The sequence below is a fragment of the Burkholderia sp. 22PA0099 genome (assembly GCF_047497165.1).
In the GTDB taxonomy this organism is placed as follows: domain Bacteria; phylum Pseudomonadota; class Gammaproteobacteria; order Burkholderiales; family Burkholderiaceae; genus Burkholderia.
Genome location: NZ_CP163164.1, coordinates 1,638,397 through 1,664,483, shown reverse-complemented (window position 1 = coordinate 1,664,483; position 26,087 = coordinate 1,638,397). Strand labels below are relative to the sequence as shown.

25 protein-coding genes are annotated in these 26,087 nt (G+C 66.8%); 13 read left to right on the top strand and 12 right to left on the bottom strand.

Annotation, left to right across the window (positions count from 1 at the left end; translation table 11 throughout):
- Positions 1-15 precede the first annotated feature (15 nt).
- The 7 genes from AB4851_RS07310 (at position 16) to AB4851_RS07280 (ending at position 5,122) form a co-directional block, all read left to right on the top strand.
- Entirely contained in the window at positions 16-1,068 is a 1,053-nt protein-coding gene (locus AB4851_RS07310; protein WP_414449060.1) for an XdhC family protein, read from the top strand.
- Positions 1,069-1,300: 232 nt separating this feature from the next.
- Complete coding sequence (locus AB4851_RS07305; protein WP_414449059.1) at positions 1,301-1,897, top strand: TetR/AcrR family transcriptional regulator; 597 nt, start codon at positions 1,301-1,303, stop codon at positions 1,895-1,897.
- A 50-nt stretch (positions 1,898-1,947) separates the two neighbouring features.
- Positions 1,948-3,402, top strand: coding sequence for an MFS transporter (locus AB4851_RS07300; RefSeq protein ID WP_414449058.1), 1,455 nt, complete (start codon positions 1,948-1,950; stop codon positions 3,400-3,402).
- Between the two features lie 198 nt (positions 3,403-3,600).
- On the top strand, positions 3,601-3,837 hold the full coding sequence (locus AB4851_RS07295) for an antitoxin (RefSeq protein WP_414449057.1): 237 nt from the start codon (positions 3,601-3,603) through the stop codon (positions 3,835-3,837).
- On the top strand, positions 3,837-4,289 hold the full coding sequence (locus AB4851_RS07290) for a type II toxin-antitoxin system VapC family toxin (protein ID WP_414449056.1): 453 nt from the start codon (positions 3,837-3,839) through the stop codon (positions 4,287-4,289). The genes AB4851_RS07295 and AB4851_RS07290 overlap by 1 nt, the downstream gene beginning before the upstream one ends.
- Positions 4,290-4,357: 68 nt before the next feature.
- Positions 4,358-4,663, top strand: a complete 306-nt coding sequence (locus tag AB4851_RS07285) for a hypothetical protein (RefSeq protein ID WP_414449055.1) — start codon at positions 4,358-4,360, stop codon at positions 4,661-4,663.
- A 6-nt stretch (positions 4,664-4,669) separates the two neighbouring features.
- On the top strand, positions 4,670-5,122 hold the full coding sequence (locus AB4851_RS07280) for a hypothetical protein (protein WP_414449054.1): 453 nt from the start codon (positions 4,670-4,672) through the stop codon (positions 5,120-5,122).
- 18 nt (positions 5,123-5,140) lie between these two features.
- Here AB4851_RS07280 and AB4851_RS07275 read toward each other — a convergent pair whose 3' ends face one another.
- Positions 5,141-6,079, bottom strand: coding sequence for a LysR family transcriptional regulator (locus tag AB4851_RS07275; protein ID WP_414449053.1), 939 nt, complete (start codon positions 6,077-6,079; stop codon positions 5,141-5,143).
- A gap of 255 nt (positions 6,080-6,334) precedes the next feature.
- On the opposite strand from AB4851_RS07275, the gene AB4851_RS07270 reads away from it, so the two are divergent.
- From AB4851_RS07270 to AB4851_RS07255, 4 genes are all read left to right on the top strand, one after another.
- Positions 6,335-7,447 (top strand): NADH:flavin oxidoreductase/NADH oxidase, encoded by a 1,113-nt coding sequence (locus tag AB4851_RS07270; RefSeq protein WP_414449052.1) that lies wholly within the window; start codon positions 6,335-6,337, stop codon positions 7,445-7,447.
- A 212-nt stretch (positions 7,448-7,659) separates the two neighbouring features.
- Positions 7,660-8,220 (top strand): carboxymuconolactone decarboxylase family protein, encoded by a 561-nt coding sequence (locus AB4851_RS07265; protein WP_414449051.1) that lies wholly within the window; start codon positions 7,660-7,662, stop codon positions 8,218-8,220.
- A gap of 28 nt (positions 8,221-8,248) precedes the next feature.
- Positions 8,249-8,920, top strand: a complete 672-nt coding sequence (locus AB4851_RS07260; RefSeq protein WP_414449050.1) for a peroxiredoxin-like family protein — start codon at positions 8,249-8,251, stop codon at positions 8,918-8,920.
- A 71-nt stretch (positions 8,921-8,991) separates the two neighbouring features.
- Complete coding sequence (locus AB4851_RS07255) at positions 8,992-9,708, top strand: SDR family oxidoreductase (RefSeq protein WP_414449049.1); 717 nt, start codon at positions 8,992-8,994, stop codon at positions 9,706-9,708.
- 138 nt (positions 9,709-9,846) lie between these two features.
- Here AB4851_RS07255 and AB4851_RS07250 read toward each other — a convergent pair whose 3' ends face one another.
- Together AB4851_RS07250 and AB4851_RS07245 are read right to left on the bottom strand one after the other, a co-directional pair.
- Entirely contained in the window at positions 9,847-10,749 is a 903-nt protein-coding gene (locus AB4851_RS07250; RefSeq protein ID WP_414449048.1) for a LysR family transcriptional regulator, read from the bottom strand.
- A gap of 653 nt (positions 10,750-11,402) precedes the next feature.
- The gene (locus AB4851_RS07245) at positions 11,403-12,314 is read right to left on the bottom strand and encodes a LysR family transcriptional regulator (RefSeq protein ID WP_414449047.1); all 912 of its coding nucleotides are present in this window, start codon (positions 12,312-12,314) and stop codon (positions 11,403-11,405) included.
- 117 nt (positions 12,315-12,431) lie between these two features.
- On the opposite strand from AB4851_RS07245, the gene AB4851_RS07240 reads away from it, so the two are divergent.
- Positions 12,432-13,385, top strand: coding sequence for an NAD-dependent epimerase/dehydratase family protein (locus AB4851_RS07240; protein WP_414449046.1), 954 nt, complete (start codon positions 12,432-12,434; stop codon positions 13,383-13,385).
- 15 nt (positions 13,386-13,400) lie between these two features.
- Here AB4851_RS07240 and AB4851_RS07235 read toward each other — a convergent pair whose 3' ends face one another.
- The 6 genes from AB4851_RS07235 to mdh form a co-directional block, all read right to left on the bottom strand.
- Entirely contained in the window at positions 13,401-14,060 is a 660-nt protein-coding gene (locus AB4851_RS07235) for an HAD family hydrolase (protein WP_414449045.1), read from the bottom strand.
- Positions 14,061-14,288: 228 nt separating this feature from the next.
- Entirely contained in the window at positions 14,289-16,259 is a 1,971-nt protein-coding gene (locus AB4851_RS07230; protein ID WP_414449044.1) for a sigma-54-dependent Fis family transcriptional regulator, read from the bottom strand.
- A 91-nt stretch (positions 16,260-16,350) separates the two neighbouring features.
- The gene (locus tag AB4851_RS07225; protein ID WP_414449043.1) at positions 16,351-16,668 is read right to left on the bottom strand and encodes a toxin-antitoxin system YwqK family antitoxin; all 318 of its coding nucleotides are present in this window, start codon (positions 16,666-16,668) and stop codon (positions 16,351-16,353) included.
- Between the two features lie 64 nt (positions 16,669-16,732).
- Positions 16,733-17,200: a hypothetical protein gene (locus AB4851_RS07220; protein ID WP_414449042.1), complete on the bottom strand. Its 468-nt coding sequence runs from the start codon at positions 17,198-17,200 to the stop codon at positions 16,733-16,735.
- A 438-nt stretch (positions 17,201-17,638) separates the two neighbouring features.
- On the bottom strand, positions 17,639-19,165 hold the full coding sequence (locus tag AB4851_RS07215) for an aldehyde dehydrogenase family protein (protein WP_414449041.1): 1,527 nt from the start codon (positions 19,163-19,165) through the stop codon (positions 17,639-17,641).
- A 127-nt stretch (positions 19,166-19,292) separates the two neighbouring features.
- Positions 19,293-20,465, bottom strand: coding sequence for an iron-dependent methanol dehydrogenase (mdh, locus tag AB4851_RS07210; protein ID WP_414449040.1), 1,173 nt, complete (start codon positions 20,463-20,465; stop codon positions 19,293-19,295).
- A gap of 724 nt (positions 20,466-21,189) precedes the next feature.
- Here mdh and AB4851_RS07205 point away from each other — a divergent pair.
- Entirely contained in the window at positions 21,190-22,296 is a 1,107-nt protein-coding gene (locus AB4851_RS07205; RefSeq protein ID WP_414449039.1) for an SAM-dependent methyltransferase, read from the top strand.
- 111 nt (positions 22,297-22,407) lie between these two features.
- Here AB4851_RS07205 and AB4851_RS07200 read toward each other — a convergent pair whose 3' ends face one another.
- The 3 genes from AB4851_RS07200 to AB4851_RS07190 form a co-directional block, all read right to left on the bottom strand.
- A complete protein-coding gene (locus tag AB4851_RS07200) occupies positions 22,408-23,745 on the bottom strand; it encodes an aminotransferase class V-fold PLP-dependent enzyme (protein WP_414440190.1) in 1,338 nt (445 codons plus the stop codon).
- A gap of 58 nt (positions 23,746-23,803) precedes the next feature.
- The gene (locus AB4851_RS07195; protein ID WP_414449038.1) at positions 23,804-24,691 is read right to left on the bottom strand and encodes an EamA family transporter; all 888 of its coding nucleotides are present in this window, start codon (positions 24,689-24,691) and stop codon (positions 23,804-23,806) included.
- A 112-nt stretch (positions 24,692-24,803) separates the two neighbouring features.
- Positions 24,804-26,072, bottom strand: a complete 1,269-nt coding sequence (locus tag AB4851_RS07190) for an ATP-grasp domain-containing protein (RefSeq protein ID WP_414449037.1) — start codon at positions 26,070-26,072, stop codon at positions 24,804-24,806.
- Between the last annotated feature and the right edge of the window lie 15 nt (positions 26,073-26,087).

Sequence of the window (26,087 nt, the reverse complement as noted above, 5' to 3'; positions counted from 1 at the left end):
GAACCGGGAGCCGATGTGGACAATCTCGATCTCGACGTACTCGCCACCCTCGCCGGCTGGCTGCACGACGGCCGCGGCGCGCTGCTCGCCACCGTGGTGCGAACCTGGGGCTCGGCGCCGCGCCAGGCTGGCTCGATGCTGGCCGTGCGCGACGACGGGCTGGCGGTGGGCTCGGTGTCGGGCGGCTGCATCGACGATGCGCTGATCGCCGACGTGCAGCGCGACGGCCTGCCGGCCGGCACGCCGTTCGCCACCACCTACGGGCTGGCCGCCGACGACGCGCACCGCTTCGGCCTGCCATGCGGCGGCACGCTCGAACTGGTGCTGGAGCCGCTGCCGGCCGGGCGGCACGCGGCGCAGTTCGCGGCGCTCGCGGCGCGGCTGCGCGACGGCGAACTGGTGGCGCGCACGCTCGATCTGGCCAGCGGCGCGGCCACGCTCGCGGCCGGCCACGCCGACCGCGGGCTGCGCTTCGACGGCCGGCGCCTCGTCACGCTGCACGGCCCGCGCTACCGGCTGCTGCTGATCGGCGCGGGGCAACTGGGGCGTTACGTGGCGAGCGGCGCGATGGGGCTCGGCTACGAGGTCAGCGTCTGCGACCCGCGCGTGGAGCACACCGGGCAGTGGGACGTGCCCGGCGCGCGGCTCGTCAGCGGCATGCCCGACGACGCGGTGATCGCGCTGCGGCCCGACGCGCGCACCGCCGTGATCGCGCTTACGCACGACCCGAAGCTCGACGACCTCGCGCTGCTGGAGGCGCTGACCACGCCCGCGTTCTACGTCGGCGCGATCGGCTCGCGGCGCAACAACGCGGCGCGGCGCGAGCGGCTCGCGCTGTTCGATCTCGATGCGGCGGCGATTGCGCGGCTGCGCGGGCCGATCGGGCTGTATATCGGCAGCCGCACGCCGCCCGAGATCGCGATCTCGATCCTGGCCGAGCTGACGGCGTGCCGCAACGGCGTGCCGATCGGCCGGCAGCCCAGCGACGTGGCGACGGGCAAGCAGGCCGAGCAGGAGGACGAGGCCGCAGATGCGATTGCGCGGGCGTGTGGGGTGGTGACGGCTTAGGGCGGGTTCACACGATCGGCGGCCCCGTCGACGAACGGCCGGCCGCTGGGGCTGCCTCCCGCGATCAAGCGGAAAATCCCACGCCGCGACCACGACCACGCCCTCGATGGAAGATCGCGGCCTTTCCCCGCCGCCCCCTCCGTGGCACATGGCGCTGCCCGTGTCCGCCACCTCGGTTGACATAGAAACCGATCAGTCCATATAATCCGCGCATCTTCCACGAGGTTCATCCATGGCAAACCCCGCTGGTCTTGGCCGTCCTCGCGAGTTCGAACTGGAGGACGCCGCGCGCGACGCGATGAACGTCTTCTGGGACCGAGGTTATGAAGGCGCATCCCTGCCCGATCTGATCGCGGGCACCGGGCTGTCGCGCGGCAGTCTCTACAAGGCGTTCGGCGACAAGAAGGGCTTGCTGCTGGCGGCGCTCGATCTGTATATGTCCAGTGGGCTCAAGGCGTCCGCCGACATCCTCTCGCAGCCCGGCGCCGTGAAGCCCGCCATTCGCGATTCGCTGCTGCGCTACGCCCGCCTTTCGATCGGCGATGCCGGGCGACGCGGGTGCCTCGTGGTGGCCATGGCCACGGAAATGGCGGCACACGATGCCGAGGTCGCGGAACGCACCGGCCGCATGTTCCGCCGCCTGCAGCAGCTTTATGCCGGCGCGATCGTGCGAGGCCAGGCAAGCGGCGAGATTGCAGAACGCGACGAACAGGTCCTGGCACGCTTCCTGGTCTGTCAGATCGAGGGAATGCGCGTGCTGGGCAAAACCGGCGTGCTCGAAGCGGACATGCTCGCGCTGGTCGACAGCGCAATGCGCATCCTCGATTGAAATTTTTTTGTCCATTTTGGAACCGAATGGTTCCGTATAAAGGCGCATTGATGCCACTGAACACGCTCTCTTCACCCGATCCGCGCCGCTGGGCCATGTTCCTGGTCCTGCTCGTCGGCGCTTTCCTGCCGCCTCTGGATTTCTTCATCGTCAATGTCGCGCTGCCTTCGATTCAGGGAGAGTTGGGCACCACGTCCTCGGCCGAACAGTTGGTCATTTCCTCGTACGCCACGTGCTACGCCGTGACGCTGATTACCGGCGGCCGACTGGGAGACCTGTTCGGCCGCGGCCGCATATTTTTCCTCGGCCTGATCGGCTTCGCGGCGGCATCCTTGCTGTGCGGCGTCGCCGGGTCGCCCTGGGCGCTCATCATCGGACGCGCCTTGCAGGGCGTGACGGCCGCCATCATGGCGCCGCAGGCACTCGCCTCGATCCAGGCGATCTTCCCGGAAGCGGAAAAGCCGCTCGCGTTGAGCCTCTATGGCGCCGTCTTCGGCCTGGCCTCGGTGATCGGGCAGGCGCTGGGCGGCATCCTGATTTCGCTGAACCTGTTCGGCATGGCATGGCGCACGATCTTCCTCGTCAACCTGCCGGTGGCGACACTGGTCGTGCTGTTCGGCATCCCCCTGTTGAAGGAAACGCGCGCGGAGCACGCCCGCAAGCTGGACCTGGTCGGCATGGCCCTGTCGATGGCGACGCTGGGCACGCTGATCCTGCCGCTGATCGAGGGGCGTGAAGCCGGTTGGCCGCTGTGGTCATGCCTCTGCCTGGGCGCGGCGCCGGTATCGGCATGGATCTTCTGGCGCTACGAAAGCCGGCTCGCCGGCCAGGGCGGCGCCCCGCTGCTCGATCCCGCCACCCTCCGGGCGCCGGGCCTGGGCCGCGCGTTGCTGGTCGCCCTGCTGTTCTATTCGATCGCCGCCTTCTTCCTGCTGTTCTCCGTCTACCTGCAAAATGCCCTGCATGTCGACGCCTTGAGCGCGGGCCTCGTGTTCCTGCCGTTCGGCGCGGGCTTCCTGCTGGGGCCGTTGTCGACGCCGCTCGCTGGGCGCCTGCTCGGCACCTATGTCAATGCGTTCGGCATGGGCCTGGAAGTGGTCGGCTTCGGCGGCCTGGCCTGCTTGATCGAGGCATCGCCGGCCGGCATGCCGCCCGCCTTCGCGCCGCTTGCCATCGCGCTGTTCACGATCGGCTTCGGACAAGGGCTCGCGCTGCCGACGCTGATGCGGATGGTGACCGGCCGCGTTGCGCCGGCCATGTCGGGCATGATCGCCGGCATCGCCAGTTCGACCTTGCAGGTCAGCACCGCGCTCAGCGTCGCGGTCATCGGCGGGATTTTCTACACCGTGCTCGGTTCGCGCCACGACCCGGCCTCCATTGCGCACGCCTTCGTGGTGGCGGCGCTCTGTATCGCCGCCTGCCTCGCCGTCGGCGCAACGCTGAGCCTCACCCTCGCCCGGAAACCCGCGATACGGCGTTCGGCGGTGGAGCGCTCCCGGATCTGAGGGCGCAGGGGCTTGATTGAAATAGGGGGGCGTCTTGTGCCTATCGGTCGGCCTGGTCATGACGTGGAAAGCATCGGTACCAGCCGTGGCACGTCGGCACGGCGACCTGATTTCGCTCATGCCGATGTACATACGCGTATTTACATCAAGCGTGACGCAGCCTACAGTACATCCACTGTACACACGCCAGGCGCCGCCATGCATACCACTCGCGTTTTCAAGAACGGCAATTCGCAAGCCGTTCGCATTCCTGCCGACCTGGCCTACGATCGCAGCGATGTCGAAGTCGAAATCGAGCGTATCGGCGATGAGATTCGTATCCGCCCGGCGCGTCGTCCGCTCGCGGGCGTGCTCAAGAAGTTCGCGAAATTCGGGCCGGATTTTATGGCCGACGGCCGCGGCGAACATGAGCAGGCCGAGCGCGAGTGGCTGTAATGCCGCGCTTCATGCTCGACACGAACATGTGTCTCTACCTGATGAAAAATCAGCCCGAAGAAGTCGCGAGGCGATTTGCGCAATGCTACGTCGGGGACGTCGTGATGTCGGCCATCACCTACGCCGAACTTGCCTACGGCGTTGCCGTTTCCACGAACCCCACTCGTGAGCGACGGAATCTTGCGGCGCTGATCGAAGATATTCCGGTTGCCCCATTCGACACGGCCGCAGCCACGGCATATGGGCCGGTTCGAAAAGCGACGCGCGAGCGCAAGCAGGATTCGCTCGACAAGCTGATCGCCGCGCATGCGATTGCGCTCGACGTGATTCTGGTGACCAACAACGAGCGCGACTTCACCAGTTATCCTGGCATCCGGCTCGAAAACTGGATCGAAACGCAGGAAAGTCAGGATCAATGCAACGATCTGCGCCGAGCGGTTCTTCTCAAATAGTCGTTGTTGATCGCCGGCCAAGCCGACGACCAACAACAATCACCCTGACATGAGATTTGGAGGGATTTGTGATTAGTTTCGAAAAGGCAATTCAAATCGCAACCGACAATGCAAAGTTGTTGGTGAAAAATGCGAGAAATATCGAACTTGAAGGGGTTGTTCTGTCCAGCGACAACAAGCTATACGAAGTATCGCTTAGCTATGACATGCAAGGAAAAGATCCTCTAAGTATCGACGACGGCATCGGCGGAGCTGGAGAGAGCAATATTCGCCGGCTTGCGAGAATAATGAGCTACCGAAGAGAATATAAAATTTTCTTGGTAGAAGTTAAAACCGGCATATTCAAAGGATTTAAAAACCAGAAGGATAGGTGATCTGGCATGGCGAAGAGATTAATCATCGACACCAATCTCCTTTTGCTTCTGGTCATCGGCGCGGTAGAGGAAGGAAGACACATTCGCAACTCCAAGAGATTGGGTGCATTTGGCTTAAGAGATTATGACAATGTACTGAAAATCATGCAGGAATACGATATGGTTTTCATAACACCCTATATAGCGACCGAAGTTTCAAATTTAATTGATCTGGACGATTCTGCGGGAAGGTTGGCGTATGACATCGCCAAAAATTTGTTTTCTATTTTTTCGAAAATAGAAGTCGACATAGACGAGGACTGCGGGTCAAATTTTTTCTCGACGTTTGGAATAACGGACAGCTCGTTGATCAAACTTTCCACGGACTATTTTGTGCTGACCAATGATCACCGGATGCTGAGTGTCTTATATCAAGCGAGCCCGGAAAAAATCCTACCTTACGTTGTTGTTGGAAAATGATGTAGTTTCATCGATCCGTTACACGCCCGCCCCCTTCCCCTGCGCCACCTCCGCCAACCCGATCACGAAATCGAGAAACACCCGCGTGCGCGCCGGCAGGTGCTGGCGCGACGGGTAATAGGCATAAAGCGGAAAACGCTCGTCCGACCAATCCGGGAACAGGTTCACGAGCTGCCCGGCGGCGATCATCGGCTCGGCCGCGATCGCCAGCATCTGCGCGACACCCAGGCCCGCGAGGCATGCATTCACCTGCGCCGACGGATCGTTGAGCGTGAGCCGCCCGCGCGTGGCCACCTGGAGATGGCGGCGCTTGCGATGAAACTCCCAGCGAAACGGCCGCCCCGTCATCGGATCGCGGAACTCCAGCACGCGATGCGCGCCGCCGCCGGCCAGATCCTCGGGCTTGACCGGGCGGCCATGACGCGCCAGATAAGCCGGCGCGGCCACCGTCACCACGGCCGTATCGAGCAGCTTGCGGGCGATCAGCGTCGAGGCCTTCGGCTCGCCGAACTGGATCGCCAGATCGAAGCCGTCGAGCACCAGATCGCCCACCGTGTCACGCGCGATGCATTCGAGATCGAGCTCGGGATGCGCATCCAGGAAGCGGCCGAGCGGCGCGCCGAGCACCAGCGCGTAACACACCGGATCGAGATTGACGCGCAGCCGGCCGCGCACCCCGGCCGCATCGCCCGCCGCGGTTGCGGCCGCTTCCTCCAGCCCCGCCAGATGCGGCAGCACGCGCTCGTGAAAGCGCCGCCCCTCGTCGGTCAGCGACACCGAACGCGTGGTGCGGTTGAACAGGCGAATGCCAAGGCGCTTTTCGAGCCGCGCGATCGCGCGGCTGACGCCGGGCGGCGTCATGCCGATCGCCTCCGAGGCGGCGGCGAAGGTGCCCGTCTCGACGACGGCCACGAACACGCCGATTCCACTGGACAGATTGTCGTGACGCGAGCGCATGGTAGGGGGCCGGACGGGGCGGCCAAGGCTGGAACAGTGGCGCACGGTATCACGCCCGGTGGCCGGCGCGGCAGTCCGGCGCGCGCACGATGCGCCGCGCCGCCCTGCCGTAATAAGCCACGTTTATCAAAATGATAATCGGCAGATAGTTTTCATTATGGCAAGGCTCCACTAGACTCAGTGAAAACCCTGATTCGTGCACCCGCCCTGGGCGGCCTCATGCACGAACCGCCATCTGACCGAGAGGCATACCGCATGACTGCTCTGTTTACCCCCTTCACCCTGAAAGACGCCAAGCTCCACAACCGCATCGCCGTGCCGCCGATGTGCCAGTACAGCGCCGTCGACGGCTTCGTTACCGATTGGCACCTGGCCCACTACATCGGCCTGGCGCGCGGCGGCGCGGGCCTCGTGATCGTCGAGGCCACCGCCGTGGCGCCGGAAGGCCGCATCACGCCGGGCTGCACCGGCCTGTGGGACGACGCGCAGATCGAAGGCCTCGCGCGCATCGCCGCCGCCATCAAGGCCGCCGGCGCCGTACCCGGCATCCAGATCGCGCACGCCGGCCGCAAGGCCAGCGCGAACCGCCCGTGGGAAGGCGACGACCACATCGCCAACGACGCCCCCGGCGGCTGGCAAACCATTTCGCCGTCGGCAAGCGCGTTCGGCAGGCATCTGCCGAAGGTGCCGCAGGCCATGACGCTCGACGACATCGCCCGCGTGCGCGGCGATTTCGCCGCCACCGCGCGCCGCGCGCTGGCCGCCGGCTTCGAATGGCTCGAACTGCACTTCGCGCACGGCTATCTGGCGCAGAGCTTCTTCTCGCGGCACGCCAACCAGCGCACCGACGAATACGGCGGCGACTGGGTCAAGCGCGGCCGCTTCCTCAACGAGACGCTGGCGGCCGTGCGCGAAGTCTGGCCCGAACGCCTGCCGCTGACGGCGCGTTTCGGCGTGCTCGAATACGACGACAACGATGCGGCCACGCTCGACGCGTCGATCCGCCTGGTCGGCGATTTCAAGCGCGGCGGCCTCGACATGTTGAGCGTGAGCATGGCCTTCTCGACGCCCGACACGCACATTCCCTGGGGGCCGGGCTTCCTCGCGCCGATCGCCGAGCGCGTCAGGCGCGAGACCGGCCTGCCCGTGTCGTCGGCCTGGGGCATCGACGATCCGGTGGTCGCGAACCGCGCCGTGGAGAACGGCCAGCTCGACCTGGTGATGGTGGGCCGCGCGCACCTGGCCGATCCGCACTACCCGTACTACGCGGCCAAGAAGCTCGGCGTCGAACGGCCGTCGTGGGTGCTGCCCCCGCCGTATGCGCACTGGCTGGAGCGGTATGCGCCGGCGATCCAGGCGGATGCTTGAGGCAGTGCGCAATGAACGGCCGCGAGCGTCATAACCGGCCGTAACCCGCAGCAAACGCCAGACGGCGGCACGACACGTGCCGCCGTTTTTTTTCGCTCGTTCTTCCACGTCCCATTCCTGCCGGGAATGGCTGTTATCGCCCCGCCCCGCCTTCTTCGCGCGCCGCCCGCCACGCATCATTCGCTCACCCCAACCCGTAACAGGAGCGAATCATGAACCCCTTCCAAGCCCACACGATCGACACCGCCCCGGCCGCCTCGAAGCCCCTGCTCGAAGGCGCCAAGCAGGCCTTCGGCTTCGTGCCGAACCTGCAATCGCACATGGCCGAATCGCCGGAACTGCTGGCCGGCTACTCGGCGCTCTGGGATTTGTTCGGCAAGAGCACGCTGACGCCGCACGAGCAGCAGGTGGTCTACCTCACCGCGAACTTCGAGAACGACTGCCACTACTGCATGGCGGGCCACAGCACGCTGGCGAAGATGATCGGCATGGCCCCGGAGACGATCGCCGCGTTGCGCGCCGGCACGCCGCTGCCCGAGCCGAAGCTCGAAGCGCTGCACCGCCTGACGACGATCGTGGTGCGCGAGCGCGGTTTCGTGCCGGAGGCCGATGTCGCGGCCTTCCTCGCCGCCGGCTACACGCGCCGCAACGTGCTCGAAGTGGTGCTCGGCGTCGCCACCAAGGTGATGAGCAACTACACGAACCACCTCGTTCATACGGAGTACGACGCGTTCATGAAGGGCAACGAGTGGACCAAGCCGGCCACTGCCTGACGACCTGACCCAGCGACCGGAGAACCTCATGTCACTGCAACAAGCCCTCGACGCCTTCAAGGCCGATTTCCGCGCCGGCAAGCCACCCTATCGCGCACCCGCCGAGATCCATCCGATCATGGAGCGCGCCACCGCCGAACTGGTCGCCAGCGGCCAGGCCGGCCGCGCCGTGAAGGCCGGCGATCGCGCGCCGTCGTTCACGCTGCCCGACCCGAACGGCAAGCCGGTGTCGTCGGCCGACCTGCTCGCGCAGGGGTCGCTCGTCGTCACGTTCTATCGCGGCGTGTGGTGCCCGTACTGCAACCTCGAATTGCAGGCGCTGAACGCGGCGCTGCCCCGGCTGCGGGAATACGGCGCGAACCTGGTGGCGATCTCGCCGCAAACGGCCGCGAACAGCCGCAAGTCGGTGCGCGAGAACCACCTCGATTTCCCCGTGCTCAGCGACACGCTCGGCGCGACGGCCGAGGCGTTCGGCCTGCGCTTCGCGTTGCCCGACTATCTGGTGGCGCTCTATCGGCAGTTGAAGAACGACCTGCCGGCGTTCAACGACGATCCGTCGTGGACGCTGCCGATGCCGGCCCGCTACGTGATCGGCAGCGACGGCACGGTGCTGTACTCGGAGGTTCATCCCGATTACACGCATCGCCCGGAGCCGGAGGACATGTTCCCGGTGCTGGCGCGCGCGGCCGCCTCGCGCTGAGGCATCGCACGCATCACACGCGAGGCACGCGGCGTGAGCCGCCGCGTGCCTCGAATCGACAAGGAGAACCCATGCAGCAACGTACGTTTCTCATCACCGGCGCGTCGAAAGGCATCGGCCTCGCGCTCGGTCAACGCCTCGCGCGCGCCGGCCATCGCGTGGTCGGGCTGGCGCGCGGCCCCGGTGATTTTCCGGGCGAACTGGTGAGTGTCGATCTGGCCGATCCGGCCGCCACCGATGCGGCACTGCGCGCGCTGGCCGCTCGCCACGCCTTCGACGGCGTGATCAACAACGTCGGCCTGGTGCGGCCGCAGAAGCTCGGCGAGGTCGATCTCGCCACCCTCGACGACGTGCTCGCCGTCAACCTGCATCCCGCCGTGCAGGCGGTGCAGACGCTGTTGCCCGGCATGCGCGAGCGCGGCTGGGGCCGGGTCGTCAACGTCTCCAGCCTGACGATCCTCGGCATCGCCGAGCGCACCGCGTACGCGGCGGCCAAGGCGGCGCTCGTCAGCTTCGCGCGCTCGTGGGCGCTCGAACTGGCCCGCACCGGCATCACCGTCAACGCGGTGGCGCCGGGGCCGACCGAAACCGAACTGTTCCGCGCCAACAACCCGCCCGGCAGCGAAGGCGAGCGCCGCTATCTGTCGGGCGTGCCGATGGGCCGCTTCGGCACGCCCGACGAGATCGCCGCGGCGATCGCGTTCCTGCTGTCGGACGACGCGGGTTTCATTACGGGACAGACGCTGTTCGTCGATGGCGGGGCTTCGATCGGCAGGCAGGCGTTTTAGGTCGTGGATGGCGCGCTTTGAGCGGCGGGCCGACGTTCTAGTTCGCCTGTGTCGCTCCTCGATCAGCAGGCAGCCGTTCGAGTCGGCCAATCACGCGCCCGGCTCGACCCGCGCGCACTCCAACCCGGCATCCAACACTCAGGCCAATTTCACTTGCGCCTCCGCCATCACCTCCTCGACAAAATCGACAAACGCGCGCGCCTTCGACGTCACCATCCGCCCGGCCGGAAACACCGCCCACAAATCGACGCCCGGCAGCGTCCAGTCGTTCAGCACCGCGCGCACCTCGCCGCGCGCCAGCTCGGGGCCGAACATCCATTCCGACGCGATCGCCAGCCCCATGTGCCCGAGCACCGCGGTGCGCATGCCCTCGGCGGCGCTGACCCGCACCCGGCCCGACACGGCAACGGCCACCTCCGCACCGTCGCGGCTGAACGACCAGGCTTCTCCGCCGCCGCGCTGCGAATAGACGATCACCTGGTGGCGGCTCAATTCGGCGGGCGTCGTCGGCGTGCCGGCCTCGGCCAGATAGGCCGGGGTGGCCACCACCCGCCGGCGGCTGCTGGCGATATGGCGCGCCGTCATCGACGAATCGTCGAGCGTCCCCATCCGCAGCGCCACGTCCACGCCTTCTTCCAACAGGTCGATCGAGCGATCGTCGAGGATGATGTCGAGCTGCAGGTCGGGATGGCGATCGACGAAGCGCTTGAGCATCGGCAGCACATGCAGGCGCGAAAAGGTGACGGCCGCACAGATCCGCAGCCGGCCCGACAAACCCCTCGACGAATCGCGCACCGCCTGCTCGGCCTGATCGGCTTCCGCGATCGACAGCCGCGCGTGTTCGTAGAAGCGCCGGCCCGCGTCGGTCGGCGTGAGGCCGCGCGTCGAGCGCAGCAGCAGCCGCGCGCCGAGATGCGCCTCCAGTTGGGCGATCGATTTCGATACGGCCGGCTGGCCCAGTTCCAGGCGGCGCGCGGCGGCCGAGAACGAGCCGGCGTCCACCACCGCGACAAAGGTTTCCATCGCTGCCATTCGGTCCATCGGATCGTCTCTCCCTGAGTCGGACGGGTTGCGGGTGCGCGCGAGCGTGCAGTCTAGCCCGCAACGGGCGAACCGACGAACGTACCAACGGACCAACGGAGACGGACGCAAGAAAAGAAACGCCCCGAGGCGCGGCGTCATGACGGGCGAAACCGCGTTCGCCAGGACGCCGCGCCTCGGGGCACGGTGGTGCTCTCAGGTTCGGAGGCTTTTTCAGCCTCTCGGATTATCGGCTCCGGAACGCAGGTTCCTCGGCTCGCTCGGAATGCGGGAGGACATGGCTCCCTGGCTATTGTTCGGTGATGAAATTCGGGGAAATCGGTTATGCGGAAATCGTCATCGCACACAATTCGGAATGCAGATTAACAATCCGACGCCCGATGAACAAGAAGAATTTCTCGAGTGTGTTCAGCATTTTTCAGGCAACTGACTATTCGGACAGGAAGCGCCGCAGCGCCATGCGTACCCGGCAAGACGCTCGCCCTTGCGGCACAAGGCCCGCCACGCAGCGAAGCCGCACCGCACTATCAAATCGCCAGCATCAATCGATTCGATTCACAACGAATCTCGTATGACGTTTCACCAACAATCATTAGTTTCGATATTAATCTGCGATCGCACGCCACTCGCCGCGATAATCGCCGTCACGATTTTTATTTCCCCCGGGCATTATCGGAACGCGCATACGCCGCCAGGCCTTCCGCGAGCGCCGTGAACGCGGCCATGCAACGCGCGCTGCGCCGCAAATCCTCGTGCATCGCCACCCATGTCTGCAGCGGCATCGACACCGCGCGGCGCAGCACCCGGCGCAACGCCGGGTCGCGCGCCGCCAAGCCCGCCTGACAGAAGCCGATGCCGAAGCCCGCACGAATCGCGGCCAGTTGTGCGAGATCGCTGTCAGCGCTGAACGCGAAATCGTCGCGGCCGAGCGGCGCGAAAATGCCGCCGACGGCGCGCGTGAAGGCCGTCTCGCGGTCGTAACCGATCACCGTGTGCCGCTTCAGCTCGGCCAGCGTGCGCGGCGTGCCGCAGCGCGCCAGGTAGCGCTCGTGCGCATGCAGGCCGATCTCGATGGTGCCCGCGCGGCGCGCCACCAGCGCCGCCTGCTCCGGCCGAAACATCCGCACGGCGATGTCGGCCTCGCGGTGCAGCAGGTCGTCCACGCGGTTCGACAGCACCAGCTCGATCGACAGCGCCGGATGCGCCTCGCGCAGCGCCACCAGGATCGGCGGCAGCACCTCCACGCCGATCACCTCGCTGGCGGTCAGCCGCACCGTGCCGCGCACGCCGTCGCCCTGCCCGCTCGCGGCGCGCCGCAGCGCCGCCGCCGAAGCGGCCACGCCGGCCGCGTGCGGGGCCAGCTCGCGTGCGGCATCGGTGGGCGCGTAGCCGTCCACCGAGCGCGTGAACAGCGTCAGCCCGAGCGCCGCCTCCAGCCCCTCGATATGCCGCCCGACAGTGGGCTGCGCGATGCCCATCGCGCGCCCCGCCGCCGACAGCGAGCCGGTGTCGAGCACCTGAAGGAAGGTCCGGTACCACTCCCAGTTCGGTTCCGCGTCGCGCATGGTATGCATTTCCGTATGGATGACCCACGATATTAGCCAATTTCCATGGGCCTCCCGCCTGCGCATACTGCCTGACATCGAACGCGGCAACCGGCCGCGTGTCTTCAGGAGTCCGCCATGTCGACCCTTGCCCTGTTCGGCGCCGCCGGCGCGATCGGCCGCAGCATCGCCCAAGCCCTGCGCGCCGAGCACCGCGCCTACCGCGTGGTGGGCCGCCGCGCCGACGTGCTGCGCGCCACCTTCGGCGACGATCCGCTCGCCGAGATCGCCACCTGGAACCCCGATTCGCCCGAGTCGATCCGCGCCGCGATGGCGGGCATCGATACGCTGGTCTATCTGGTCGGCGTCAATTATTGGCAGTTCGAACTGCATCCGCAGATCATGCAGCGCACGCTCGACGCGGCGATCGCGGCCGGCGTGCGCCGCATCGTGCTGATCGGCACCGTCTATCCGTACGGCCGCTCGCGCGGCAACCCGGTGCGCGAGGATCATCCGCGCGAGCCGCACACGTTCAAGGGCAAGATGCGCAAGGCGCAGGAAGACCTGCTGATGCAGGCGCACGCCGACGGCCGGATCGAGGCCACGGTGCTGCGGCTGCCCGATTTCTACGGGCCGGGCGTGGAGGCCAGCATGCTGCACGGCGCGATCCGCGCGGCCGTGCTGGGCGGCCCGGCCGATATGCTCGGCCCGCTCGAACGCGAGCACGAATTCGTATTCGTGCCCGACGTCGGGCCGGTGGTCGCACGACTGCTCGATACGCCGGCCGCCTACGGGCGAATCTGGCATCTGGCCGGCGCGGGCATCACGACGCAGCGCGCGCTGGTGGACGAGATCGAACGGCAGAGCGGGCGCACGCTGAAACTGCGGGTAGCCGGCAAGACGCTGCTGCGCGTCCTCGGCCTGTTCAAGCCGATGATGCGCGAGCTGGTGGAGATGAACTATCTGATCACGGAGCCGCTGATCATGGACGACAGCGCGTTGCAGCGCCTGCTCGGGCCGATCCGCAAGACACCCTACGCGGAGGGCATCCGGCAATCGCTGGCGGCCGTGCGGGAGCCGGTGCGGGCCTGAAATACAGGCCCAAGTTCAGCCCGCCGTATCGAAGCGCATCAGCTCGGCCAGGTCGCGCTCGACCGACAGGCAACCGCGCTCGCGCCACTGCGCCGCGCCGATCTCGCCCGTGACCGCGCCGACGAAGCGCGTGCCGGCCGCGGCCGCCGCCTGGGCATCCATCTCGTGATCGCCGACATAGGTGGCGTCGGCCGCCGCCACGCCGAGCAGGTCGAGCGCCTTGCGCAGCCCCTCCGGATGCGGCTTGTGCTGCGTCACGTCCTCGCCGCCGACGATCGCCGTCACGTAATGGCCGAGGTTGGCCTGCGCGAGGATCTGCTCGATCCGGTAGCGGAACTTGGTGGAGACGATCGCCACCGGGATGCCCTGCGCATGCAGCGTGAACAGCAGCGACGCCGCCTCGGGGTAGATGCGCGTCATGCGCACCATCGCTTCGTCGGCATGCGCGACGAAGCGCTTGGCATACACGGCCGCTTGCCCGGCATCGTCGAGGCCGGTCAGGAATGCGAAGGTTTGCGCGAGCGTCAGGCCGATCGAGGCGACGATACGCTCGCGCGGCGGCACCGGCAGGCCCATGTCGGCCAGCGCGCCGCCGGCGCAGAACACGATGGCGTCGCGCGAATCGGCGAGCGTCAGGTCGAAGTCGAACAGGTAGGCGCGGCTGGCTGGAAACATGGCGGGCGGAGAGGGAAAAGGCGGGAGCAAGGGGCGAAGCGACGATCATAACGGATGCGGCAGGCCGGCCGAAGTGCGTCGTAACGGAACACGGCTGCTCCGAATCGGAACAGCGGTGCAACACTCGCGGCGGGGGCTTGATCGACTTGATCGACTCAACCGGCTCCGTCAGCGCAATCGCCTCAACCGGATCAACCGCCCCAATCGACCCAATCAGCCCCAACCCGCTCAACCGCCCTCACCACCCCCGCCCTGCATCTTCCGATAGACCGTATTGCGCGAAACGCCCAACTCCCGCGCCGCCGCCGACACGTTGCCGCCATGCCGCGCCAGCGTGGCCACCACCACCGACGCCGTCACGTCCTGAAGCCGCCCGCCCTCCGCGCCAAAGCCGTCGCCGCGCCGGGCCGCCAGCCCCGCATCAACCGGTGAGCCCTTGCCCGGCAGGCTCGCCCGGCGCAGTTCGTCGAAGAAATCGTCGGGCAGGTGCGCGTGGCGAATCTCGCCATCGTCATCCACCATCGCGGCGGCGGTGCGCAGCAGGTTGCCGAGCTGGCGGAAGTTGCCGGGCCAGTCGCAGCGCTCGAACAGCGTCATGACGTCAGGCGCGACGCGCAGCGCCCGCGCGCGGCCGCTGGCCTGCGCTTCCTGCTCCAGCATCCGCGCCACCACCACGCGCAGGTCGCTGCGCTCGCGCAGCGCCGGCAGGCGCACCGTCAGCCCGTTCAGGCGGTAATACAGATCCTCGCGGAAGCGTTGCTGCGCCAGCATCTCGCGCAGGTCGCGGTGGGTCGCGCAGATGATCGTCACGTCGATCGGGATCGACTTCGACGAGCCGAGCGGGTTCACGTGCCGCTCCTGCAACACGCGCAGCAGCCGGGCCTGCAGCGGATACGGCATGTCGCCGATCTCGTCGAGAAACAGCGTGCCGCCGTTGGCCTGCAGCAGCTTGCCCGCCGCGCCGCGCCGCCTGGCGCCGGTGAACGCGCCTTCCTCATAGCCGAACAGCTCGGATTCGATCAGCGTCTCGGGGATCGACGCGCAGTTGACCGCCACGAACGGCGCATGGCCGCGCGGCGAATCGCCGTGGATCGCTTGCGCGAGCAGGTCCTTGCCCGCACCGGTCGGGCCGGTGATCAGCACCGGAATATCCTTGCCGATCACCTTGCGCACCTTCGCGATCACCGAGGCCACTTGCGCGTCGCCGGTGTCGAGCGCGGCCAGCAGCGAGCCGCGCGACGCGGCGGGCACCGCCGGGGCCGGCGTCATGGTCCGGACGGGCCGCGTCGCGTCGGCGCGCGGGCCGAGCCGCGTCTGCACGCGCGCGCAGGCCACGGTGCCGTTGCTGAGGTTCAGCATCAAGTGCGCGTCGTGGCTGGTGCGCTGCCAGTCGACGAGCTGCGCCCAGGTGGTCTGGAACAACGACGACAGCGTTTGCGCGCGCAGCGCCGGCAATTGCAGGCCGAGCTGGAATTGCGCGCTGCGATTCGCCGAGACGATCCGCCCGTCCTCGGTGAACGCCACGATGCCCTCCATCAGCGTGCCGAGGAATTCCGGCCGGCCGTGGAACGACACCTGCAGCATGTCCTGGAACGTGGTGGCGAACAGGTAGTTCTCGATCATCTGCACCGACATCTTCGCCAGCGCCATGGTGTGCTGGTGATAGCTGCGGTGGTCGCCCGTCACGTCGAGCACGCCGGCCATCTCGCCGTACGGATCGAGGATCGGCACGCTGGAGCAGGTCAGGAAGCGGTTCACCGACAGGTAGTGCTGCTCGCCGTGCACGACCACCGCACAGCGCTCGGCCAGCGCCGTGCCGATGCCGTTGGTGCCCTGGCGGTTCTCGGCCCAGTTCGCGCCGGGCATCAGCGCGACGCGTTCGGCGCGCTGCAGGAAATCGTCGTCGCCGACCGAATGCAGGATCAGGCCGTCCGCATTGGTCAGCACGATCATGCTGTGGGTGTTGGCGATCTGGTCGTGCAGCGTTTCCATCACCGGCATCGCGTGCGCGCACAGGATGCGGTTCTGCTCGCGCTTGAGCGCGAGTGCCGAGTCGGACAGGATTTCGTAGTCCGGCTGCACCGAGGCGTGCAGCCCGAACATCTCGGAGCGCTCGTGCGCCTTGCGGATCGCCGTGACCGGCCAGTTGCCGGATTGGCCCGCCTCGCGCAGGGCGGCGTGATCAAACCTGTCGTGCATCGTCTCCTCCAGAGCGGCCCGGTCGTGGGCCGGGCGATCGCCGGATGGAACGCAAGCTCCGTGCCACGAGGAGAGTCAGCCGACGCTGCGGTTAATCGCCGAAGCGCTCGGTCCGCTCCTCGGCGCCATCCGCGCTCCAATATCGCCAGAGCCCGGATTGCTCGCCACCGAGATACGCGCCTTCGGCCGCCAATTGGCCGTTTTCGTGAAAATCCCGCCACACGCCCTCTTCCTTGCCGTGGGCATAGTGCCCCTCGGAGGCGAGCGCGCCGTTTTCATGAAAGGCCGAGAAGAGTCCGTGCCGAACCCAGCGGGTTTTATCGGCAGACAACATCCGCGAGTAACGGAACTTGATGCCGCCGGATTCGAAGGGAATTTCGGCGATATGCAGATCGGCTTCGATGGACATGGTGTTCCTTTGATTTTGATGCGCCGGCATCCACGGCTCGTCGCGCGTCGCCGGTGACGTTTTCTTATTCGGGCAGGCCGTTTTCCACGGTTTTGGCGAGCCGTTCGTAATAGGCCGCCGAACGTGCATTGCCCGCTGCCTTGAAGCGCTTGGCCGTGGCATGCGCGGCGTGCCCCCCCAGTTGAAAGATCGGGTACATATCTCGACCTTCGGGTTCGCTCTGCGCTTTCAAGGCTTTGTCGAAATGGCTTGCCGTCATCCAGCCACCGCTGAGTTTCAGCAAGCCGCGCACGGGAAGCCCCGCCTTCATTTCGCCGAGAAAGAACTGATACGGCTCCGCGGTACCGATGCGCATCACGCCGAGCCCATCGGCCACGCCGCCAGGACAAGGCCCCTGCCAACGCGAAGGCCCTGCGTCGAAATCCGCCGGCGTCGCGGCACGACACGCAGCGCCATCGGCCTCCGCGGCGAAGCTGGTTGCGGCGCCCAGCGACATCGCCAAACCCGTGACGGTGATCCAGAAACGGCTCATATCAAGCTTCCCTTTATTGATGAGCTTGGTTGTTTCAGCTTTGAAATGACGAAGATTGCCTTGCGGCGCGAGTGCCCGCTTTAGCGGCGGGTATCGAATCGATCGGAACGCGGGACTTCCGGGGGCAGATGGTAATGCTTAATTCGATATTTCTCCAGATTATCGAACGGTATTCGCGCGCTCATCAGAAGCAGGTAATGGCGACCGATTATCCCAGCCGAACCACCACGATATTCCAGTAAATTTTTCTTTATCGAGCATTGGATAGCTGCGGGCGAACCTCCCTTATTGCCGGCGCTGCCCATTCAAAATACGGCTGCTTGATCCACTCGCCCCCCTCAATGCAACAACGGCCTGCCGGCAGGTCGCCGAACAGGCCGTCGTCACCGACGCAGCGCTACGCATGCGTCGTCCAACCAGGAACGGGATCGCCGTTCTTCAGAAGAAGCCGAGCGCGTCCGGCTGGTAATTGACCAACAAGCACTTCGTCTGCTGGTAATTCGACAACGCCATCTTGTGCGTCTCGCGGCCGATGCCCGATTGCTTGTAGCCGCCAAACGCCGCATGCGCCGGGTACAGGTGATAGCAGTTGGTCCACACGCGGCCGGCCTCGATCTCGCGGCCCATGCGATAGGCGCGCGTGCCGTCGCGCGTCCACACGCCGGCGCCGAGCCCGTAATACGTGTCGTTGGCGATCTCGATGGCTTCCTGCTCGTTCCTGAACGTCATCACCGAGGCCACCGGCCCGAAGATTTCCTCCTGGAACACGCGCATCTTGTTGTGGCCGAACAGCATCGTCGGCTTCACGTAGAAGCCGTCGCCGAGGCTCGCATCGAGGCTCGCGCGGCTGCCGCCCGTCAGGCACTGCGCGCCTTCCTCGCGGCCGATGTCGATGTACGACAGGATCTTGTCGAGCTGTTGTTGCGAGGCCTGCGCGCCGATCATCGTTTCGAGATCGAGCGGGTTGCCGCTCTTGATGCGCTCGACGCGCGCCACCGCCTTCTCGATGAAACGCTCGTAGATCGATTCCTGGATCAGCACGCGCGACGGGCAGGTGCAGATCTCGCCCTGGTTCAGCGCGAACATCGCGAGGCCTTCGAGCGCCTTGTCGAGGAACGCGTCGTCCTGGTCGAGCACGTCGGCGAAGAACACGTTCGGGCTCTTGCCGCCCAGCTCCACCGTGGACGGAATCAGGTTCTCGGCGGCGGCGTGCAGGATGCGCTTGCCGACCGGCGTCGAGCCGGTGAACGCGATCTTGGCGATGCGCGTGCTGGTGGCGAGCGCCTCGCCCGCTTCGCGGCCGAAGCCGCTGACCACGTTGATGGTGCCCGGCGGGAACAGGTCGCCGATCAGTTCCATCAGCACCAGGATCGACGCGGGCGTCTGCTCGGCCGGCTTCATCACCACGCAGCAGCCGGCGGCCAGCGCCGGCGCGAGCTTCCACGCCGCCATCAGCAGCGGGAAATTCCACGGGATGATCTGCCCGACCACGCCGAGCGGCTCGTGGAAGTGATACGCGACGGTGTTGTCGTCGATCTCGGAGATCCCGCCTTCCTGCGCGCGGATGCAGCCAGCGAAATAGCGGAAATGGTCGATCGCGAGCGGCAGGTCGGCCAGCATCGTTTCGCGCAGCGGCTTGCCGTTGTCGATGGTTTCGGCCACGGCCAGCACGCGCAGGTTCTTTTCCATGCGGTCGGCGGCGGCCAGCAGCAGGTTCGCGCGGTCGGCGGCCGAGGTCTTGCCCCACTTGCGGCGCGCGGCGTGCGCGGCGTCGATCGCCAGCTCGATGTCGGCGCCGGTCGAGCGCGGCACGCTGCAGAAGGTCTGGCCGTTGATCGGCGAGACGTTGTCGAAATAGTCGCCACCGACGGGCGCGACCCACTTGCCGCCGATGTAGTTCTCGTAACGCGCGCGATACGGATACTCGATGTCGATGCCGTGGCGCTTGAGGTCAAACGGATTCATGGTGCATTCCTGTTCTGCATGAGGATCGGGAGGCCCGCGCGTCACCTGTGTCACCTGTGTCACCTGTGTCACGTGTGCGACGCGGGCCCTTGCCCCCTCGCGGGCCAGGCCGGCGAGGGGCTGCGGCTTACATGGCCGCTTCGAAAATCGCGATGACCTGCGCCAGCGTGGCCCGGCGCGGGTTGGTCAGCATGCAGGCGTCCTTCTGCGCATTGACGCCCATCACTTCGTGATCCTCGGCTTTCACGCCGAGCCCGGCGAGGCCCGACGGAATGCCGACCGAGGCCGACAGGCGGCGGATCGCCGTCACCGCCGAGGCGGCTGCATCCACCGTGGAGAGGCCCGCCGTGTTCACGCCGAGCAGCGCGGCGATCTGCGCGAAGCGCTCCGGCGCGGCGATCAGGTTGAACTCCGAGACATGCGGCAGCAAGATCGCGTTGCACACGCCGTGCGGCAGGTTGTAGAAGCCGCCGAGCTGGTGGGCCATCGCGTGCACGTAGCCGAGCGATGCGTTGTTGAACGCCATGCCGGCCAGGTACTGCGCGTAGCACATGGCCGCGCGCGCTTCCATCGATTCGCCGTTGGCCACCGCCTTCGGCAGCCATTCGCCGATCAGCGCGATCGCCTTCTCGGCGCAGGCGTCGGTGATCGGCGTGGCGGCGGTCGAGACGAACGCCTCGACCGCGTGCGTCAGCGCATCCATGCCGGTGGCGGCCGTCAGCGCCGGCGGCATCGCCACCATCAGGCGCGGATCGTCGATCGCGATCAGCGGCGTGCAGCGCCAGTCGACGATCGCCATCTTCACGTGGTTGCTGGAGTTCGTGATGATGCAGAAGCGCGTCATTTCCGCGGCCGTGCCGGCCGTGGTGTTGATCGAGATGAGCGGGGTCATCGGCACGCTCGACTTGTCGACGCCTTCGTAATCGCGGATATGCCCGCCGCCCGCCGTGACCAGGCCGATGCCCTTCGCGCAGTCGTGCGAGGAACCGCCGCCCAGCGACACGATGAAATCGCAGCCTTCCTGCTGATACAGATTCACGCCGTCGTGCACGTTGACGTCGGTGGGGTTCGGCTCGGCGCCCGCGAAGATCACGGCCTGCAGGCCCGCCTCGCGGAGGGTGCTCGCGATCTGCTCCGACAGCCCCATCTTGTGCAGCCCGGCATCCGTCACGATCAGCGCTTTCTTCGCGCCCAGCGATTTGGCGCGCGTGCCGGTTTCCCGGGCGCAGCCGGGGCCGATCAGGGTGACGCAGGGGATGAAGAAGCTGTCGGTGCGATCTGCGATGCTGAGGTAGCTCATGTCGTCTCCAAAGTTTTGTGGGGGCATCCGGGTACCCACAGCGCTTTTCGCAGGAACCGTACCAATCGTGAAAAGCCTTGCCGAACAAGGGTTTCGCGAAATCGGCCGGGTGCCCGCGCTGTTGACGATCGCCACAGGTGTTGCGTTTCGAAGCAACGCCGCAACAGTGTTGCGAGCGGGCCGAACCGCGTCCGGCCCCGTTTTTATGGCGGTCGCACCGTTTCGATACGGTCAATTCCGGCCCCGAATCCTGCCGTTTGCGGGTGGGCGTTCCCCCGTATTGACCTGCCGCGCCAGTTAATGAAAATGGAAGCATTCATCCGCCGGGAGAGGCGATGCGTAGCGTATTCAGGTCCGATCACGCGAATCGCGCAGCAGGCACGCCGCCGGCGTCGAATGCGTCCGTGCGCGACCGCTCTCCCGCCGCACCGCAACAGCCCCGCTTCGGGGCGTCTGTCGCGCTGGTGCGCCGCAACCTCGGTTGTCCTGATCATTCCCGCGAGCCGCGCGCAGCCGGGTTCGCGCGCGATGCTGCAGCCGCACGCTGCACGGTTCCCGGTTCCCCTTCCCGCTTCTCGTTCCGGCACCTTGCCCGGAACGCGCACCCGGCCTCGTCGAATCGGGGCCGGCCATCCGGCGTGCCGCGCGGCGCGCCATCCGAGCTTCTCTCACGGCCGTTCCGAGCGGCCGACCATAACGATCCCTACTCACGGAGCCACCGACCATGACCGCGACCACCTTCGATTCGAAATCCGTCATTGACCAGGACGGCTGGCTGATCCGCTATTGCGAGCGCGGCCGCGTGTCCGACTCGGTGATTCGGGGCGGCATCAGCGCGCTGCTGTGGCAGAAGCTGCGCACCGAGCACGTCGACGACGACGTGGCCCGCATCGACGCGCTCAATACCTTCGTCGACGACCTGAACCGCAGCCCGATCGCCACCGATTCGCAAACCACCAGCCGCGAACTGCACGACATGCCGGCCGCGTTCTTCGAGGCGCATCTGGGGCCGCGCGTGAAGCAGTCGTGCTGCTATTTCCCGCAGGGCGAGGACACGCTCGCGCACGCCGAGGACGCCATGCTGGCGCTCTACGCCGAGCGCGCGGAGCTGGCCGACGGCCAGCGCGTGCTCGACCTCGGCTGCGGCTGGGGCGCGCAATCGCTGTGGCTGGCCGAGCGTTATCGGCAATCGCATATCGTGGGCCTGACCGTTTCGCAGCGGCAGCGCGAATTCGTCGAGCAACGCGCCAAGGCGCGCGGGCTGACCAACCTGACGATCGTGACCGGCGACATCGCCACCTACGAGTTCGCGCCCGGCGATGCCCACTTCGACCGCGTGCTGTCGATCGAGAACTTCGAGCACATGAAGAACTACCGCGCGCTGCTCGCCAAGCTCTCGCACTGGATGAGCGACGACGGCAAGCTGTTCGTGCATCTGTTCGCCCACCGGCTGGTGGCGTATCACTTCACGGCGCAGGACGGCAACGACTGGATGTCGCGCCATTTCTTCGGCGGCGGCACGATGCCGTCGGCGGACCTGCTGCTGCGGTTCCAGGATCATCTACGCGTGGAAAAGCAATGGTGGCTCGACGGCACGCATTACCAGCGCACGGCCAACCACTGGCTCGCGTCGCTCGACGCCGCGCACGAGCAGATCCTGCCGATGCTGCGCGAGACCTTTGGCGAAGACAACGCACCGATCGTGTTCCAGCGCTGGCGCATGTTCTACATGGCGGTGGCGGGGCTGTTCGGGTATCGCCACGGCAAGGAATGGGGCGTGGCGCATTATCTGTTCGACAAGCGCTCGGCGGCGGCGGTGGGGAACGCCTGAGCGGCGAGATTCGGGCCGGCGGTTCTCCACCGGCTCGATAGCGAAAAAGGCGCGTGCCGTCGAGGGCACGCGCCTTTTTTGTTGCGGGTTCCGCCGAGCGGCGCCGCTGCGTCAGGCGAGCTTGCGCACCTCGCTCAGTGCGCGTTCGATATCGGCCGGCGAATTGACGATGCCGGCCGAAAAACGCGCATACGACACGGCGTACGGGGTCGTGCTTGCGACCACGCCGCGTTCGCGAAGCCGGTCCACCGCGGCGGCCGGCGTCCAGCCCTTGACCTCGAAACAGACGAACCCGGCCGACAGATCGCGCCGACGCGGCGTGTGCAGCGTCACGTGCCGCATGCCGGCCAGCCCTTCCTTCAATTGCCCGTTGAGATCGAGAATCCGGTTGGCGATGCGCGTGCGCCCGATGCGCTGGTGAAACTGGAAGGCCTCCACCGTGGCCCATTGATTCTCGTACGCGAAGAAGCCGCCCGGGCTGACCCAGGCCGCCTGCGTCGGGCCGCGCGGGTCGCGGCCCTCGCGCCAGGCCGCGCTGGTCTCCGGCGACATCAGCGACGGAATCGTCGGCTGCACCAGCGCCCAACTCGCGGGGCGGCCCCAGACGATGCCGTTGCCGTGCGGCCCGAGAATCCACTTGTGCGTGCCGGCCGAGAAGAAATCGCTGCCTTGCCGCGCGACGTCCTCGTCGAGCACGCCGAAGCCGTGCACCCCGTCGACCACCAGCAACACGCGATCCGCCTCGGCACGCTGGGCGTTGATGGGCGCCAGCGCGGCCGACACCTCGCGGATCGGCAGTACCACGCCCGTGCCCGAATGCACCCAGGTCACGCCGAGCACGCGCGTATTCGGACGAATCGCGGCGATCAGCCGCCCGACCATCTGATCGGCGGAGGCCGTCGCGCTCTGTTCGTACAGCGCGATCTTGCGCATGCTGCCGCCCCATTTGTTGACGGCAAGGCGGATCGATTCGTGATGCGGATAGAAATCGTGCGTGGTGGTCAGGATTTCCTGGCCCGGCTTCAGCGACAGGCCGTTGTAGATCAGCGCGAGCCCGACCGTGGTGCTGCTGGTCAGCGCGATCTCGTCGGGTTGCCCGCCCACGTATTGCGCGGCGGCGGCGGCCACGTTGCGCCAGAGCATGTCCTCGGGCTTCGCGAACATGTGATCGTCGAGATAGGCATACGGGTTCTCGTCGAGCGCGCGGCGATGGCGATCGATCGCGGCGCGCACCGGCGCCGGATACGAGGCGAGGAAGAAGTTCGACAGATGCGCGAGGCGCGGGTCCAGATTGAACTGCGCGCGCACCGACGCCCAGTCGTACGGATCGAACGCAAGCGCGGGCGCATCGGCGGCGCGCGCGAGCGGCGCGACGCCGGCCCCCAGCGCCAGGCCGGCGGCGGCAGCACGAGAGCCGTGAGTCAGAAACTGGCGGCGATTGGTAGTCAACGAATGCTCCAGTAAAAGGTCGATTGCGCGGCGACGCGGCGCGCCCCGCGCGCCCTGCTCATGCGCTGGCGCGTCCCGCGAACAGCGCGCCGATCCGCTTCCCGTACAGGCCGATCGCCAGCCCCAGCACGATGAACAGCGTGGCGAGGATCTTCGGCAGGCCCACGTGCTCGCCGAAGATCGCCACCGAGCCCAGCATCCCGAAGATCGGCACCAACAGCGACAGCGGCGCGACCGTCGACACCGGGTATTTCTTCAGCAGCACGTTCCAGATCCAGTAGCCGAACAGCGTGGTGGGATAGGCCTGGAACAGGATCGAGAAGATCGCCTTGCCGTCGAAGTGGGCGAACGTCGCGGCGTAGCCGGCCGCGCCGTGCTGCAGCCAGGCGATCGCGAACAGCGGGATCGGCGCGAACAGGCTCGACCACACGAGGAACGCCAGCACGTCCTTGGTGCCCGATTTCTTGATGATGATGTTCGCCGTGCTCCAGGCGATCGCGCCGATGATCACCAGCGCCACGCCGAGCGGCGCCACGCTGCCGTCGGTGATCGTGATGATGCAGGCCAGCCCCAGCAGCGCGATGACGATGCCGGCGACCTGGTAGCGCGACAGGCTTTCCTTGAACACCACCGCGCCGAGCAGGATCGTGAAGAACGCGCTGAACTGCAGCACCAGCGATGCGATCCCGGCCGACAGGCCGGCCTGGATGCCGAGGTTGACGATGCCCCACAGGCCGATGCCGAAGATCAGGCCGTACGCGGCGAGATAGCGGAATTCGACCTTCGGCCGGCGGATCAGCAACACCGCCGGGAACGCGCTGAGCGTGAAGCGGATGCCCGCCAGGATGAACGGGTCGACCGATTGCAGCCCGAGCTTGATGACCGAGAAATTCAGGCCCCAGATGGCCGTGATGAACACGGCGAGCAGGATGTCGCGAAGCTTCATGATGATGTCCGATGGTGACGGAAGTGACGGAAGTGGCGGAAAGGGGAATGCGGCGCGCGTGGTTCGCACGCGCGCCGCGTTTCGGAATGGGCAGGATGGGCGAGCACGACGCTCAGGCCGCGTGCGCGACGGAGGCGGCGACCGAAGCGGCGACGGCCGGCGCGGTGCGGGCCGCGTCGAACAGCCCGCGCAGCCAGGCGTCGGTCTCGACCGCGTCGACGCACGCGACGATCCCCGCGAGCGGCGCCTCGTGCGCCGAGTAGGTGATCCGTTGCTGCAACGTCGTGCCGGGCGTCAGTTCGGCCCAGCGGCGCACCACCGGATCGCGCCGGAACGCGTCGATGCCGTCGATGCCGCGATAGGTGCCCGGGCCGCCGGCATGGCCGGGGAACACGAACCAGCCGTGCCATGCCGCTTGCGTCTGGGTATCGGGCAACGCGTGCGAGGGCGGTTCGCCGGTCAGGATTCGCAGTTCCTCGGACGGCAGATGCACGCCGGTCGCCAGCTCGAAAGTGGCCACCACGTCGGCGCCCCCCACCCGATTGCCGACTTCGAGGAACACCGGGCCGGCCGGCGTCTCGATCGCTTCCAGGTGGAAGCTGCCGTGGCGGATGCCCACCGCCGCGAGCGCGCGGCTCGTCCACTCGCGCAATGCGGGCGTGAGCGGGAAATGGCAGGAACCGAGCGGCTTGCCCTGGGCGAACCCGAGGCAGGTGCCGACATAGCGGCTGGCGGTGACGGTGGCGAGACGGCCATCGGCGATCAAGCCGTCGAAATGCAGCACGTCGCCGTCCACGAATTCCTCGACCTGATAGGCCTGCGCGTCGAGTTCGCCACGGTCGAGCCGCACCGCGCCCGAAGCGCGGGCCTGCACCGCGCGCAAGGCCGCCTGCGGGTCGGCGAACACCACCACGTCCTCGCTCGATGCGCCGCTGTGCGGCTTCAGCACGGTCCGGCCCGACCAGCGCGCGGCGCCCGGGTTGTCGAGCCACTCGGGAAGCCGCAGGTAGCGCGGCACACGCAGCCCGGCCTGCTCGGCCTTGTGCTTCATGCGGACCTTGTCGCGCACGCATTGCACCGCGTCCACCGACGGCCCCTCGACGCCGAGCCATTCCCGCAGGCGAGCGGCATCGAGCAGTTCGTACTCGGACAGCGACAGGATGCGGTCGAAGCGGCGCGGCTGCGCGCCGAGCCAGGCGCGCGCCTCGTCGTAGGCGCTGTGCTCGCCGGGCCGCACCACCGCTTCGTGGCGCAGGTCGGGCGGCAACGTATCGATGATCGGCTGGGTGCCGAAATACGTCACGTCGTGACGCGTGTGATCGATGCCGCGCGCGTAATCGATGCGGGCGTACGGCACCCGATGCAGGATCAGAATCTTCATGATCGGAATCTCCTC